We start from the raw sequence: 14,011 nt of genomic DNA, 5'->3' as shown, positions 1-14,011 counted from the left end.
GCCATGGCAAAAGCAATACAAATCAATCATGTAGCCTTAGTGGTCAGCAACTTAGAGGAGGCTTGCGAATTTTACGAGCATGAATTGGGCCTAGAACCTATCCCTGCTTTCTTATTTGACTACCCTACTGCCTTCTTTAAGATCAATGAGGATCAACAGTTACACTTAACAGAATGGGAAGATGTTTTTTCTTTCCGTGGACATATTTGTCTTCAGGTAGATGACATTAATACGATTTTTTGGAGAATGAAAGAACTGGGCATCATTGATATCAAGCCTTGGGGAAATGTCAGACAGCTTCCGGATGGCCCAATTCAGATGTTTGTTCGTGACCCATCCGGCAACTTGATTGAACTCTCCTCATCCCCTGAGACTAAAATAGACCCCAACATATTTGAAGACGAACTCTTCAAGCCAGGAATCTATGTATCAGGAAGAAATGATTTCCGAGGATACAAGTCTAAGGATGCTACGCTTTATCACAAGAAGAAATGAAACCAGTGATCTTGCTTTTGGAAACCGTGGCAGAAGAGGCTATGGAAATCCTTTTGGATACAGAGGAATTTGAAACGGTTTTAGCTCTGGATAAAAATTCCCTTCAAGAAGCTATGGGCAATAGAAGTATTTCGGCAATTATCACCCGGGGGAAAGGTCAGGTAAGGGCTGAATTGATGGACCAATTACCCCAGCTTCAAATCATTGCACGCTGTGGTGTTGGTTTGGATAACATTGACGTAGAAGAAGCTTCCAGAAGAAAAATCAAAGTCGTCAATGCCCCCAATAGCAACGCAAACACCATTGCAGAGCATACCATTGCCTTGATGTTGAATTTGCAAAGAAAGCTTTACAGCGCTTTTACAATGGTTAAAGAAGGTAGGTGGAATGATCGGGGAACTTATGCCGGAGATGAGCTAAACGGAAAAACTTTAGGAATTTTGGGCATGGGCAATATTGGAAAAAAAGTAGCCCGTATTGCAGATGCTTTGGGAATGCAGGTTTGTTATTGGAGTGCAGAAAAAGAAGATGTTCCCTATCCTATGCTGCCATTTGAGGAGGTTTTGAAAAAATCAGATGTACTCAGTTTACACTTGCCACTCACTCCTCAAACTTCCAATCTAATTAATGCAGAAGCTATTGGAAAAATGAAAGAAGGAGCATTGCTTATCAATACAGCAAGAGGACCTATCATTGATCAAAAAGCTTTACACGAAGCTTTGGAATCCGGGAAATTGGGAGGATTTGCGGCTGACGTCTTAACTGAAGAGCCCCCTTCCCAAAATGAACCTTTAATTTCCCACCCAAATTCTTTAATCACAGCACATGTGGGTAGTTTGACCAAATCGACCTATACTCAAATGTGTGTAATGACGGTGAATAATACTTTATCCATTTTGAAAGGAATGGAGCCTAGCAAAAACTGTATTTTCAATCAAGCTCAATTAGAGCTAAATTGATAGCAGCATTCAATATTTTATCAAAAAAACATGATCAAACTACGCTTTCTCTTCTTTTTAGCTATACCCTTTGTCCTCTTTTCCTGTGAAAAGAATGACAAATCAGGAGATTCAGACTGGTTGCTTTCAGATGCTGATTCTGTATTCTCCACGCCCCTTGGGAAAACCTATACTATTACAGCACCGAGCGAAAAAACGCTCAAACAATTTGAGGAAGCAAAATCTACTTATGAAGCAAACCCGGATGATGTAGAAGCTTTAATTTGGTATGGAAGAAGGACAGCCTACTTGGGCCAGTATGTACAGGCAATTGAGATTTATTCCAAAGGAATTGAAAAATTCCCCGATGAACCCAAATTATACAGGCATAGAGGTCATAGATATATCAGCATCCGTGAATTTGACAAAGCAATTGAAGATTTGGAAAAAGCAGCCACTCTGATTCAAAGAACAGCAAATGAAATTGAGCCGGACGGTATGCCTAATGCAAAAAATATCCCCGTAAGTACTTTGCACGGAAATATCTATTATCATTTAGGATTGGCATATTATCTCAAACATGATTATGAGAAAGCCTACAAAGCTTACCTAAAATGCAGAGAAAGTGGAGATTTGTATGACAACATTGTATCTAGTACCCATTGGCTTTATATGATACAGCAACGTTTGGGAAATCCGAGCAAAGCCGATTCACTTTTAGCTCCGATCCATGCTGATTCAACAGTAATTGAAAACCAGAGTTATGCAGATTTATGTGCGCTTTACAAGGGGTGGTTGCCTGTGGATTCTTTGATTCAGACAGGTCCGGGCGGAAATCCTTCCAATGATGCTATTCGCTATGGAGTGGCCAACTGGTATTTATATAATGGAGATACCCTAACCGCCAAAATGATGATGGAAGAGCTCATTCAAACCAATTCCTTTGCCTCTTTTGGATACATAGCGGCAGAGAGTGATTTGATAAAATATTTTGGAGACAAGTAGACTGTAGAGGAGTCCAATAAAGCTCAAAAATCATTGATTAAACCTTTTGCTTTGGGCAGAGTCAAATCATTAAATTTTCTACAATGAAAATTAGACCTTCACTTTTGATCTTGGCTTCTATCCTGATTTTTTCCTGTGAAAAAGTCGATCCTAACCCATCTATTTCTGAGATGTATTTCCCGCCCATCCAAGGATCAAGCTGGGAAACAGTCAATAATTCAGAACTAGGTTGGAAACAAAGTGAATTGCCATCACTACTGGATTTTCTAAGGACAAAAAATACCAAATCCTTTCTTATTCTGGTCAATGGAAAAATCGCAGTGGAAGAATATTTTGATGGCCATACCGCGAATACCATGTGGCAATGGAATAGCGCCGGGAAAACACTAGTTACTGCTACCACCGGAATCGCTCAAATGGAAGGCCTGATTGATATCAATAGACCAGTTTCTCAATACCTTGGACAAGGCTGGACTAATATGCCAATAAGTAAGGAAAATTTGATTACCCCCAGATCTCTTTTGACCATGACTTCGGGAATCAATGATGAAAGTGAACTGATTATCAAATCTAATCTCACTTATCTGGCTGACGCAGGAACAAGATGGTCCTATCACAATGTATTTCAAAAACTGATGGATGTAGTATCATCTGCAAGCGGCCAGAGTTTTGAATCTTATTTTGATTCCAAGCTTGAGAGTAAGATTGGAATGGAAGGTTTTTGGAATACCGGAATTGTCTTTACAATTTATCATAGCACGACCAGAAGTATGGGGAGATTTGGACTTTTAGCGCTGAATCAAGGGAAATGGGCTGATCAGCAAATAATAAAAGAGGATTATTTCAAAGAAAGCACATCAACTTCACAGACGATTAATCCTGCTTACGGCTATCTATGGTGGCTTAATGGTAAATCTCAGGCTATGTTGCCGGGTAGCCAAAATATTTTCCCCGGACAACTAATCCCTAATGCTCCAGCTGATATGGTTGCCGCCATGGGAGCAGAAGATCAAAGAATTTACGTGATTCCAAGCAAAAAAATGGTCATTGTAAGGATGGGAAGAGCCTCAGATCCTGCAAGGCCTAGCTTTGCCCTTTCAGGCTTTGATCAGGCACTTTGGGAAAAAATAAATGCGGTGATTAATTAATCTTGATTTAACTCTATCTGATTATCTGCAATCTTGCCACTTACCATATTTTCTTTGCTTGACCGATTAGGTACTTCGACTCCGCTCAGCACAGGCAACCGATGACCGATGACCCAGCCACGGCAGGCGAAGCTTCGGGATATTGATCCTTTGGGCTAATACTAAGCCATATTCTTCTTACTGGTAAGAAAGAGGATATTCATGTAACTCTAAAACCATTTTACTTTTTTCATCCTTTTGCATCTCGAGTTCAGCTTTTGTTCTGAAAAAATCGAGCGTGATTAATTCCTTTTCAAGATCAATATCGATCGGATAGGCACTAATAAAATCGCCTAATTTCACTTGATTGAAATATTCCTTTTCCTCTTCAGTCCTAGCTGATTTGATAGATAGATTTCCATTGATGTAGTAATCTTTGATCACGACAGTTATTCCTGCATTCGACCGGTGAACGACCTTCCCTTCTATTTTTTGTGCATTTTCAATCCTTAAAATTAAATCTTTGACTTTGCCTCTAAAGGGTATGTCTAATAAATAGGCAACGACCTTTTCCTCTCCTTTTGGCAGGTTGATTTTAAACTTTACCCAATATTGAATTCTCTCTTCCATCCAGCATTTAGGGTCTTTGTATAAAGAATTTTCCATTACTTTAACCCAAGCGCCCGTTTCACGATGCTTGACAAAAAATTCATCCCCTAACTTTTTTAAAGTTCCAACCAAATACTCTTTCTTCATCGCCATTTCAATCATTTTGAGGCGGTCAAAATTGATCATTCTGACTAATCCTGTAGCAATCGGGGGATCATCCGCCCTAAAGTTTGGCCTCAACACAAAACTTACCAGATCACCAATCAGCGCTTCGTAGCGCTTGAGGATCAATCCTTCTGCAAAGTCTGCCTGGTAATTCAATTCTGATTGGTAAAAAAAATAGGTGTCTTCAGTTTGAGTTTGAATGAATCCATAATTCTTGTCTGGATAAAATGAAACTACGACACCTATTAATCTATCTGTTTGCATGATGAAAAATTTTTAAAAAGCCTTTGCTATTACGATGTAACTAAAGTTTAAAAATAAAATTTTTGACCAAAAAACAATAGGAAAAGGGTAAATTGAATGAATTAATTGTAGAGAGATATGAGCAAAACTACAGATCAGAGAATTGCCGAAATGACATTTTCTTCCGTTTACCCACATTATGTCACAAAAGTGGAAAAGAAAGGCAGAACTGAAGAAGAATTACTGGAAGTAATCAAATGGCTGACTGGATTTGATGACAAGAAAATTCAGACCTTGATTAATAAAAAAGCCAATTTTCAAGATTTTTTCCAACAGGCCAATTTAAACCCCAACGCTCATTTAATTACGGGGCTCATTTGTGGTATCAGAGTGGAAAATATAGAAAATCCACTATCTCAAAAGGTCAGATATTTGGACAAGTTGGTGGATGAATTAGCCAAAGGAAAGAAAATGGAGAAGATCCTAAGACAATCTTGATTTAACCAATTGCTCAATTTTTCCATTGAAATCACCAAATCAAGCAAAAAATAGCGTTTCGGTAATTGGTGCCGGTATCATCGGTTTAACCTCAGCAATTGCATTGCAGGAAGCTGGATTTCTAGTTAAAATCTTTGCTGAGAAAAAAATTGATCACACTCTTTCTAATAAAGTCGGGGCTGTTTGGTTTCCATATTCCATCGAACCCAAAATTAAAACCGACCGTTGGGCAGGCGTGAGTTATGCGCGCTACCTAAAAGAATCCTCCTTTGCCAAAGGAGTAAGCATGATTCCATTTTTGAATGCTTTCAATGACCTGAAGGAAGAAGAATGGGTTAAGCACTTACCTCCCGGAACAGTGAGAGAGGCTACAGAAAGAGAGCTTCCAAAAGGCATGGAAAAAGGACTCATTGCCGAAGTACCACTTGCCGAACCTCCTTTATACCTTCCTTATCTTTTTGAAAAATTCCGTGATGCAGGAGGAGAGTTTGAGCTGCGTACTTTTGATAGTTTGGAGGAAATGAATCAATTGGGATTTTTTGTAATAAACTGTACCGGTTTAGGTGCAAAAGCCCTCTGTAAAGATCAGGACCTGCATCCCATGAGAGGTCAGATCTTACGAACCGAAAAAATGGAAGTTTCCTCTTTCGCTGATCCCACCAAAAAAGGAGCTCTTTCTTACATTATCAATAGGAGTCAGGATGCTGTCATTGGTGGAACTGATTATGACAATGATTGGAATGAGAACGAGGACGCTAGAGATACTGACCTCATTTTAAAAAGACTAGAAGCTTTTGGAGTCAGTACTCCTCCAAAAGTTTTGGAAATTTTAGTAGGATTAAGACCAAAAAGAAGTGCCGTCCGATTTGAATTTGATCCCCAATATCCTAGAATTTTTCATAATTATGGACATGGAGGTGCTGGCTTTACCGTAGCTTGGGGTTGCGCTTTGGAATTGGCAGAGGAGCTAAGGAAAAAGGTTTCTTCCCAATAGAAATAACCTTGTTCTCAGAATAATATTTGGTTTGACTCATTTTTTGTAACTTTGCGCTTCCTTTCAAACCAAGGCAGTCACGATAGAGAAAAATTTTCTTTTAAAACTCTGCTAATCAAACCTATTTATGAAGAAGTATTTGAACCTATTCGACTTTTCTCAAAAAGTAGATTATAAAATTGAAATTCTTTCCGGACTAACGGTAGCCATGGCTTTAATTCCTGAAGCAGTGGCATTTGCCCTGATTGCAGGACTATCACCCTTGACTGGATTGTATGCTGCTTTTATGATGGGACTGGTCACTTCTATTTTGGGCGGTAGACCGGGGATGATTTCCGGAGCAACAGGCGCCATTGCAGTTGTATTGGTAACTTTAGCCGCTTCACATGGAGTGGAATATATTTTTGCCACGGTGATTTTAGCCGGTATTTTACAGATTGCTGCGGGTACACTAAGACTTGGAAAATTGATGAGACTAGTGCCGCATCCTGTGATTTTTGGCTTTGTCAATGGTTTGGCAATCATCATTTTCATGTCACAGTTGGATCAGTTTAAAGGAGAAGATGGGAATTGGTTGAGCGGTTCTACTCTTTACATTCTACTGGGACTAGTATTATTGACCATGCTGATTATTTGGGGTCTACCAAAACTGACAAAAGCTATTCCTGCATCCCTGACCGCTATTTTATCAGTCTTTGCGATCGTAACATTTTTAGATATTGACACGAAAACAGTGGGTGATATTGCCTCTATTAAAGGTGGCTTCCCTCCTTTTCATATTCCCGCAATTCCATTCAATCTAGAAACTCTTCAGCTAATTTTTCCTTATGCTGCTATTGTAGCTGGAGTGGGATTGATTGAAAGTTTATTGACTTTGAATATCATAGATGAGATTACTGAGACTAGAGGAAGAGGAAATAAAGAAGCTGTAGCACAAGGAACGGCCAACATTCTATCTGGATTTTTCTCAGGAATGGGTGGTTGTGCAATGATCGGGCAGAGTTTGATTAATGTCTCATCAGGTGCAAGAGCAAGACTCTCGGGAATCGTTGCTTCCGTAATGCTTTTGGTATTTATCATGTTTGGGTCCAGCTTGATCGAACAAGTTCCAATGGCAGCATTAACAGGCCTAATGATCATGGTGTCGATTGGAACTTTTGAGTGGGCAAGCTTGAGAACCTTCACCAAAATGCCTAAGTCAGATGTATTTTTGATGGTCTTGGTAACTTTAGTAACTGCCGTATTGCATAATTTGGCATTAGCCGTATTGATTGGGGTGATCTTGGCGGCCCTGTTTTTTGCTTGGGATAATGCTAAAAGAATCCGTGCGAGAAAGCATGTTGATGAAAATGGGGTGAAACACTATGAAATGTATGGTCCACTGTTTTTTGGTTCAATTTCAGCCTTCAATGATAAATTCGATGTGCTCAATGATCCGGAAGAGGTCATTATTGACTTTAAAGAAAGTAGAATTGTCGATATGTCAGCCATAGAGGCACTGAACAAAATAACCGAGCGATATTTGAAAGTCGGAAAAAGAGTCCACCTGAGACATTTAAGCCCTGATTGTAGACGATTAATTGATAAAGCTGATTCCATTATTGATGTCAATGTAATGGAAGACCCCACTTACAAGGTCGCAGTTGATCAGTTATAAAATTAGAAGCGCAAAGAAATCCAATCCTTTGCGCTTTTTTTTGGTTTATCTTAGAGGAACCTATCTAATGATGAACCTGTTTCGGATAGGTAAAGTGAAGTTTTTCTGATTGATGAAACGATAGAATATTATTCCATTTATGGGGCAAGCTCTTTCTGATTCCCAAATAAAAAAAGTACTTCCAATCATCCTGGCAACAGCCATTTTTATGCTGATGTTGGATTCCACTATCTTGAATACATCATTACCTGCCATTGCAGAGGATCTGAACGAGTCACCTCTCAACATGCAAAATGCAATTATCAGTTATGTATTGACAGTGGCTCTTTTGATGCCAATTAGTGGATTTGTAGCAGACCGTTTTGGAACCAAAAGAGTATTCATTTTTTCTTTAGCCTTATTTGCATTGGGCTCTTTGTTTTGTTCCTTATCCCAAAGCCTTACTCAATTAGTCATATCCAGAGTGATCCAAGGTGTGGGAGGCAGCATGATGACCCCAGTGGGTAGACTGACCTTAATCAAGGCTTTTCCAAAAAACGAAGTAGTAAGAGCTATGAATTATGCCATTATACCCGCCTTGATTGGACCTATTTTAGGTCCATTGGTGGGTGGATACATGGTGGATTATCTCTCTTGGCATTGGATTTTCCTGATCAATCTTCCTATCGCAGTGGCTGGAATTATACTTAGCATCAAGTATTTACCCGATTACTATTCCAGCCCTTCAGATTTTGATTTAAAGGGATTTTTGATCTTTGCAGCTGCCACTTTTGTGCTTTCCGTTTCCCTGGAACTATTAGGAAATTCTGTTCAGACCACTCCCCTTCTGGTAGGTTTATTTTTCGGGATTTTATTGTTTTATTTTTACTATCGGCATGCTAAAAAAAGAGAGACTCCACTTTTCCCTTTGGACTTATTTCAAGTTCGGACCTTTAGAGTTGGAATTATCGGGAACTTGGCGACAAGGCTAGGAATCAGCTCAGTCCCTTTGCTTTTGCCTCTGATGATACAAATAGCCTACGGAAAATCCGCAGTGATTTCAGGGTGGATTGTTGCTACTATGGCTTTAACAGCCATGCTTGGAAAGTCTGTGGTCATGAAAATTCTTCAAAAGTTAGGATATAGAACCACTTTGATGTTCAACACCTTTTTAATTGGGCTTTTGATTTGTGCATTTGCAATTCCAAGTCTTCAGAGCTCAATTTATTGGCATCTTCCTATTATCGCAGTTTTGGGATTTTTCAATTCCATCCAGTTTACTTCCATGAACTCCATTGCCATTGCCAATTTAAGACCATATCATACTAGCAGCGGCAATTCTTTATTATCTGTTAATCAGCAACTGGCAATAGGATTTGGGGTAGCATTCGGCTTGATCGTTTTAAAGCTTTTTGAAGGGGATGCAGGTTTAATTGATCACGAAATTCACAATGCCTTTCGGTATACCTTTTTAATAATTGGAGGTTTGACCATTTTCTCTGCTTTTGTATTCAGAAAACTCCATTATAAGGACGGAGAAAGTTTGCAAGAGAAAACAGCATAATCATCAGCAATTGACCAATTCTATAACTCCTCAAATTTTAGACAGTACAGAATTTTAGCCATTCAATTACTCGATTAAGGTGAATACCATTTGCCGAAATTTCCAACCTGTCTGATCTCCATTACCTGCTCCGGAAGTTTGTTTGAAGATCAATCCGATGATGTTTTCCTGAGGATCTGCAAAGTATTGGGTATTAAAATAACCTCCCCAATCGAAGGTTCCCTCGCTACCCAATCCCCCAGTTGCAACCCCTTGTTCGGTGACAACTCCAAATGCAAGCCCATAAAATTTGTCCCCATTCCACAAATCACCAACCTGATTTCTCATCATGGTTTCAATAGTCTGGGAACTCAATATTCTTTTTCCATTTAAAAATCCTCCATTGAGGTACATCTGAAGGAATTTAGCATAATCTGCTGTCGTACTTGATAAGCCGGCTCCACCTGAAAAAAAGCGTTTAGCTCCTTTTCTTGGATATTCAGGATCATAAAAAGTGACAGGATAAGGGTTCCATTTGCTTTGATTATAAGTATGTACAGTAACCAATCTTGGAGCTTGAATATCAGAAAGGTAAAAACGGGTGTCATTCATTCCTAAGGGATCAAAAATTCGCTCCTGTAGAAAGCGGTCAAATGGCATTCCGGAGACAACTTCAACAAAATATCCCAACACATCCAGTCCCTCGCTGTATGTATATTTACTTCCAGGCTCATGATGTAGTGGAAGCTTTGCCAACTTTTTCACACTCTCTTCAATGCTAATGTTTTCTGTGGTAAATAAGTCAGTGATGCCTGCTTTGTGATAAATCATTCTCATGCGTTCATCCCCATCTATCACTCCATAGCCCAAGCCAGAAGTATGAGTCAAAAGATGGCGGATGGTGATCTCTTTGGGTGAGGGCTTTGTAGTATAGCTGGTATCAGCATAACGAAAATTAGAAAGAACCTTAGGATTCTTGAATTCAGGGATATACATAGATATTGGATCATCCAATCTGAATTTTCCCTCCTCCCAAAGCATCATAACCGCAGTGGACGTAATAGCTTTTGTTTGGGAGGCAATTCTAAAAATATCATCTTTTTTCATCAGCCTATTGCTTGGCACATCCGCAAAACCTTTTGCTTCATGATAGACCACTTTCCCGTCTTTGAGAATCATTGCAACCAGGCCAGGAACCTGTTGATTTTTTATTGCCTCATCCAGCATAGCATCCAATTTGGATACTCGATCTGAAATTATTCCGGGAACAGATTGAGCAAAGGACTGAGTAAGTCCTAGAAAAAAGAACAGAAAGAAGAATTTTAATTTGGTCATTTTCAGGATATTTATTCGGATAAATTAAGCCTTTTCCAAATAATTACCCAGTATTAATACAGGAAGCATTTAATTATTATACTTTCCCGCTGACCGACAGCATCTCTAAAACTCCTTATTGTCAGGAAGCAATTCTTGAAGAATACTTGATGCTACGGTTTTGGAAGCCTCCTGCTCTCCTAATCTCTCTCGGATCAAATCATAGCCCTGAAGCATTTGACCCTTGTAAATAGGATTTCCTAAAATCAAGAGTAGTTCCTTCTCCAGATTTTCAATAGAGAAATCATCCTGAATCAATTCTTTCACTACAGTCTGATCCGCAATTAAATTGACCAACGAGATATATGGAATTCGAATAAGCCTTTTGGCAATGTGGTACGAAATAGGTGATGTACGGTATACTACAATCTGAGGAACTCTAAAAAGGGCTGTTTCCAAGGTAGCGGTACCAGAGGTTACCACTGCGGCTGTAGCATGGGAAAGAAGATCATAAGTCTGATTAAAAACAAGCTTGATTCCAGCCTCTTTAGCAGGTTTATAGAGGTTTGGATTCAAACCATCGACACCTGCAATTACAAACTGGGCGTTGGGAAACTTCGGAACCAAGGCTATCATCTTATTGAGCATGGCGAGTACTTCCTGTGTCCTGCTTCCCGGTAGTAGTGCAATAATAGGAGCATAACTGAGCTCATTTTTTTGAAAGAAAAAATCATGAGCTTTGAATTTTTTGATTTCATCCAATAAAGGATTTCCCACATATTTCACCTCCATGTCATACTTCTTAAAAAAATCAGGTTCGAATGGAAGTATACTATAAACCTTATCAGTAAAGGCTTTCAGTTTTAGCGCTCTTTTTTGATTCCAAGCCCATACTTTTGGTGGAATATAATAGTGAACAGGGATTTGATTGGCTTTTGCAAATTGGGCTATTTTCATGTTGAAGCCACCATAATCCACCAAGACTAAAATATCCGGCTTGTAGTTAAGTAAATCTTTTTTAACTAAGTCGAGGTATTTAATTACTTTTCTAAAACCCAAAACCACCTCAATAAAGCCCATCAAAGCCACTTCTGAATAATCCACCGCTAAATCCAGGCCAGCTTCTTTAGAATAAGAACCACCCATTCCCCTAAATTGAATAGATGAGTCGGTGACTTTCAAAGCCTGAATCAAATTAGAAGCATGCAAATCGCCCGAACGCTCACCGGAAATGATATAAATTTTTTTATTTTTCACTACAAAAGACACAGGGGGTTATCAATTTTTTAGTCTAAATAAGCCGTTGACTAATTTCAAAACATTGAAGTTTAACAATAAACCTATTCTATATCCACTTAATTTCAAACAAGTAATCAGTTGGGTTTTTGAATAGCTCTAAGATTTTTCCAAATTTCATTTAAATAGACCCAAAAAATGGACTTAAGTTCAATTAAAGAAAGTCTTGTTCAAACCAGCCTGCCGTAGATAGGTATCTTTTTTTGCCTTTGCTGAGCATAGTCTAAGAATCCAGTCTATTACGAGTCGAGGAAATTTTGTAACTGGTATGATTAGGTGTATTTAGAAAAATTAAAAAATCTCAGATTCTCTGGGTCCTCTGTGGTAGAGAAAAAGATTACCCGAAATACTCCACAAAATTCCTTGGAGTTTCATAAAGCGTAAGCTTATGCAAGCCTCCATTAGGAGTTATTTCTTTAACAGCAGGCTCCAAGATTTTCCAGAACTCCATTACCAGGATTTCGCAGCTAGCCATCTTTCCTTCCATGAAGTCCACGTCCATATTGAGGTTTTTATGGTCTACTTTATCGATGACCAACTTTTTAATAAGGTTACTTAATTCCTTTAAATCAACCACAAAACCGGTTTCAGGGTCAGGCAATCCTTTTACAGTCACAATTAACTCAAAGTTATGCCCATGCCAATTCACATTGGCGCATGGACCAAAAACTTCAAAGTTTTTCTCATTAGACCATTTGGGATTCCAAAGCTTGTGTGCGGCGTTGAAATGTTCTTTTCGGCAAACGTAAATCATGACTCCTCTATTGGGGTGCAAATTTATAGAAAAGATCTGGAACTGCTGAATAATCAGTGATTTTCAAGATATGAATTCAACAATAGAAAAATATGCTTTTGAATTACTTAAAAGCTTCTTTATCATACTGCAAAAAAGCTCACTCCTCTTTAAGGAGTATTTCAAATACCTTTTTCATTTCTGCTGGATTATTTAAATCCAATTCATTCTCTTTTAAATAAGACTCAACTTCTTTCCAGAATGAAGATTCGAGCTGTTTTAGTCCTGATTTAGACTTCTTTACTTGCCGTGTTCAATTCATAAATGCAACACCTAATTTTTGTTTGAGTTTTTGTAATGGACTAAGGTAATCAAACTTTCTAACGGGTCTGTTATTGATTTTTAATTCTATGGATTGAATTTGTTCCACCGAGTACTGATTCAGGTCTGTTCCTTTGGGTAAAAAAGCCCTGATCAATCCAATTCTGTTTTCCACCGTTCCTTTATCCTGAGACGTATAGGGCCTTGTAAAAAAGGTTGGCAGGTTGAATTTATCCCTGATTCGATGGTGGTTTGCGAAGGCTTTGTCATTATCGAACGTGATTGACTTAAAAAATGAGGCGCCAATCCGTTCGATTCTTCTGGTTATTTTCTGTTCAATGACATCGGCGTTCTTACCCTCTAACTTTTCCAACGTGGTGATTAAAGTAGCCCGGTCTACCAGTACCAGAAGTGCCGATTGATGGTTTTTACCCATCATCAGATCCACTTCAATATCACCGATCCGCTGCCTCTGCTCCACTACGGGAGGCCTTTTTTCAATGGAAACTCTTTCTTTGATCAGTCCTCTGGAATCCCTGTAATTACCTCTTTTACGTTTTCTTTTACCGTGTCTGAGATGTTTGTATAATCCTCTATCCTTCCTGAACTGCCAATGGTTACTTTTTTTTGCCAGCCAGATCCATTGGTAGAGGGTCTCATGGGACACTCCCGGTTGGCCATTGACTCTCCACCTGGCGGCAATCAGTTCCGGACTCAGTTTTTCATCTTCCAGCCAGATTCTGCTCTGCTCCTTCATTACCTCGGTAAACCGTCTGTGTTTGGGTTTGTATTTATGGCGTTCTTGAGCCCGGTTCATTGCTATGCGTGCTGAGTAATTTCCTGCACTACGTCCCCGTTTCCCAGTGTTTCTTTTCAGTTCCCTACTGATGGTACTTTTGTGTACGCCGACCCGACAGGCTATTGCAGTTTGACTGAATCCCTCTTTGTTTAAAACCTCGATTTGATATCTTTGCTCTAGGCTGAGCTGATTGAATTTTTGCATGTCAACACTAATTTAATTATTCAGCCTAAGGAAGGAAGCCTAGGCTTCCTTCCTTAAACTATTAGTGTTGCAATTATTACTTGAATCTGGG

13 protein-coding genes are annotated in these 14,011 nt (G+C 39.1%); 8 read left to right on the top strand and 5 right to left on the bottom strand.

The features are described 5' to 3' along the window. The first annotated feature begins 3 nt into the window (after window positions 1-3). The 4 genes from FL972_RS12445 (at window position 4) to FL972_RS12430 (ending at window position 3,586) form a co-directional block, all read left to right on the top strand. Window positions 4-495: a VOC family protein gene (locus FL972_RS12445; protein WP_144605787.1), complete on the top strand. Its 492-nt coding sequence runs from the start codon at window positions 4-6 to the stop codon at window positions 493-495. Next, entirely contained in the window at window positions 492-1,454 is a 963-nt protein-coding gene (locus tag FL972_RS12440; protein ID WP_144605786.1) for a 2-hydroxyacid dehydrogenase, read from the top strand. Before FL972_RS12445 ends, FL972_RS12440 begins: the two co-directional genes overlap by 4 nt. 30 nt (window positions 1,455-1,484) lie before the next feature. Beyond that, the gene (locus FL972_RS12435; protein ID WP_144605785.1) at window positions 1,485-2,438 is read left to right on the top strand and encodes a tetratricopeptide repeat protein; all 954 of its coding nucleotides are present in this window, start codon (window positions 1,485-1,487) and stop codon (window positions 2,436-2,438) included. An 83-nt stretch (window positions 2,439-2,521) separates the two neighbouring features. After that, the gene (locus FL972_RS12430; RefSeq protein ID WP_222116035.1) at window positions 2,522-3,586 is read left to right on the top strand and encodes a serine hydrolase domain-containing protein; all 1,065 of its coding nucleotides are present in this window, start codon (window positions 2,522-2,524) and stop codon (window positions 3,584-3,586) included. A 177-nt stretch (window positions 3,587-3,763) separates the two neighbouring features. On the opposite strand, the gene FL972_RS12425 is transcribed toward FL972_RS12430, so the two are convergent. Beyond that, on the bottom strand, window positions 3,764-4,603 hold the full coding sequence (locus tag FL972_RS12425; protein ID WP_144605784.1) for a hypothetical protein: 840 nt from the start codon (window positions 4,601-4,603) through the stop codon (window positions 3,764-3,766). A 117-nt stretch (window positions 4,604-4,720) separates the two neighbouring features. Between FL972_RS12425 and FL972_RS12420 the strand changes: the two genes are divergently transcribed. From FL972_RS12420 to FL972_RS12405, 4 genes are all read left to right on the top strand, one after another. Then, window positions 4,721-5,080: a DUF2200 domain-containing protein gene (locus tag FL972_RS12420; RefSeq protein ID WP_144605783.1), complete on the top strand. Its 360-nt coding sequence runs from the start codon at window positions 4,721-4,723 to the stop codon at window positions 5,078-5,080. A gap of 25 nt (window positions 5,081-5,105) precedes the next feature. Beyond that, complete coding sequence (locus FL972_RS12415) at window positions 5,106-6,074, top strand: FAD-dependent oxidoreductase (protein ID WP_144605782.1); 969 nt, start codon at window positions 5,106-5,108, stop codon at window positions 6,072-6,074. Between the two features lie 127 nt (window positions 6,075-6,201). Then, window positions 6,202-7,731 carry a SulP family inorganic anion transporter gene (locus FL972_RS12410; RefSeq protein WP_091649157.1) on the top strand — a complete coding sequence of 510 codons (1,530 nt, stop codon included), beginning with the start codon at window positions 6,202-6,204 and terminating at the stop codon, window positions 7,729-7,731. A 139-nt stretch (window positions 7,732-7,870) separates the two neighbouring features. Continuing rightward, window positions 7,871-9,274, top strand: a complete 1,404-nt coding sequence (locus FL972_RS12405; RefSeq protein WP_144605781.1) for an MFS transporter — start codon at window positions 7,871-7,873, stop codon at window positions 9,272-9,274. Between the two features lie 66 nt (window positions 9,275-9,340). Here the strand turns inward: FL972_RS12405 and FL972_RS12400 are convergent, their stop codons facing one another. The 4 genes from FL972_RS12400 to FL972_RS12385 form a co-directional block, all read right to left on the bottom strand. Continuing rightward, window positions 9,341-10,588, bottom strand: coding sequence for a serine hydrolase domain-containing protein (locus FL972_RS12400; protein WP_250161345.1), 1,248 nt, complete (start codon window positions 10,586-10,588; stop codon window positions 9,341-9,343). A 105-nt stretch (window positions 10,589-10,693) separates the two neighbouring features. After that, on the bottom strand, window positions 10,694-11,836 hold the full coding sequence (gene lpxB, locus FL972_RS12395) for a lipid-A-disaccharide synthase (RefSeq protein ID WP_144605780.1): 1,143 nt from the start codon (window positions 11,834-11,836) through the stop codon (window positions 10,694-10,696). Between the two features lie 364 nt (window positions 11,837-12,200). Beyond that, window positions 12,201-12,617, bottom strand: coding sequence for a 6-pyruvoyl trahydropterin synthase family protein (locus FL972_RS12390; RefSeq protein WP_144605779.1), 417 nt, complete (start codon window positions 12,615-12,617; stop codon window positions 12,201-12,203). Window positions 12,618-12,909: 292 nt separating this feature from the next. After that, window positions 12,910-13,920, bottom strand: a complete 1,011-nt coding sequence (locus FL972_RS12385) for an IS30 family transposase (protein ID WP_144602280.1) — start codon at window positions 13,918-13,920, stop codon at window positions 12,910-12,912. Window positions 13,921-14,011 lie beyond the last annotated feature (91 nt).

The sequence above is a fragment of the Algoriphagus algorifonticola genome, assembly GCF_007655305.1.
Taxonomy (GTDB): Bacteria; Bacteroidota; Bacteroidia; order Cytophagales; family Cyclobacteriaceae; genus Algoriphagus; species Algoriphagus algorifonticola.
Note: the sequence above shows the minus strand (reverse complement) of the source record. Positions and strands in the feature narration are given on the sequence as shown.

Bases quoted from the DNA above. Each gene is read 5' to 3' on its own strand.
- FL972_RS12390 (WP_144605779.1), bottom strand. From the start codon at position 12,617: ATGATTTACGTTTGCCGAAAAGAACATTTCAACGCCGCACACAAGCTT.
- FL972_RS12440 (WP_144605786.1), top strand. From the start codon at position 492: ATGAAACCAGTGATCTTGCTTTTGGAAACCGTGGCAGAAGAGGCTATG.
- FL972_RS12410 (WP_091649157.1), top strand. From the start codon at position 6,202: ATGAAGAAGTATTTGAACCTATTCGACTTTTCTCAAAAAGTAGATTAT.
- FL972_RS12400 (WP_250161345.1), bottom strand. From the start codon at position 10,588: ATGACCAAATTAAAATTCTTCTTTCTGTTCTTTTTTCTAGGACTTACT.
- FL972_RS12435 (WP_144605785.1), top strand. From the start codon at position 1,485: ATGATCAAACTACGCTTTCTCTTCTTTTTAGCTATACCCTTTGTCCTC.
- FL972_RS12430 (WP_222116035.1), top strand. From the start codon at position 2,522: ATGAAAATTAGACCTTCACTTTTGATCTTGGCTTCTATCCTGATTTTT.
- FL972_RS12445 (WP_144605787.1), top strand. From the start codon at position 4: ATGGCAAAAGCAATACAAATCAATCATGTAGCCTTAGTGGTCAGCAAC.
- FL972_RS12420 (WP_144605783.1), top strand. From the start codon at position 4,721: ATGAGCAAAACTACAGATCAGAGAATTGCCGAAATGACATTTTCTTCC.
- FL972_RS12405 (WP_144605781.1), top strand. From the start codon at position 7,871: ATGGGGCAAGCTCTTTCTGATTCCCAAATAAAAAAAGTACTTCCAATC.
- FL972_RS12425 (WP_144605784.1), bottom strand. From the start codon at position 4,603: ATGCAAACAGATAGATTAATAGGTGTCGTAGTTTCATTTTATCCAGAC.
- FL972_RS12385 (WP_144602280.1), bottom strand. From the start codon at position 13,920: ATGCAAAAATTCAATCAGCTCAGCCTAGAGCAAAGATATCAAATCGAG.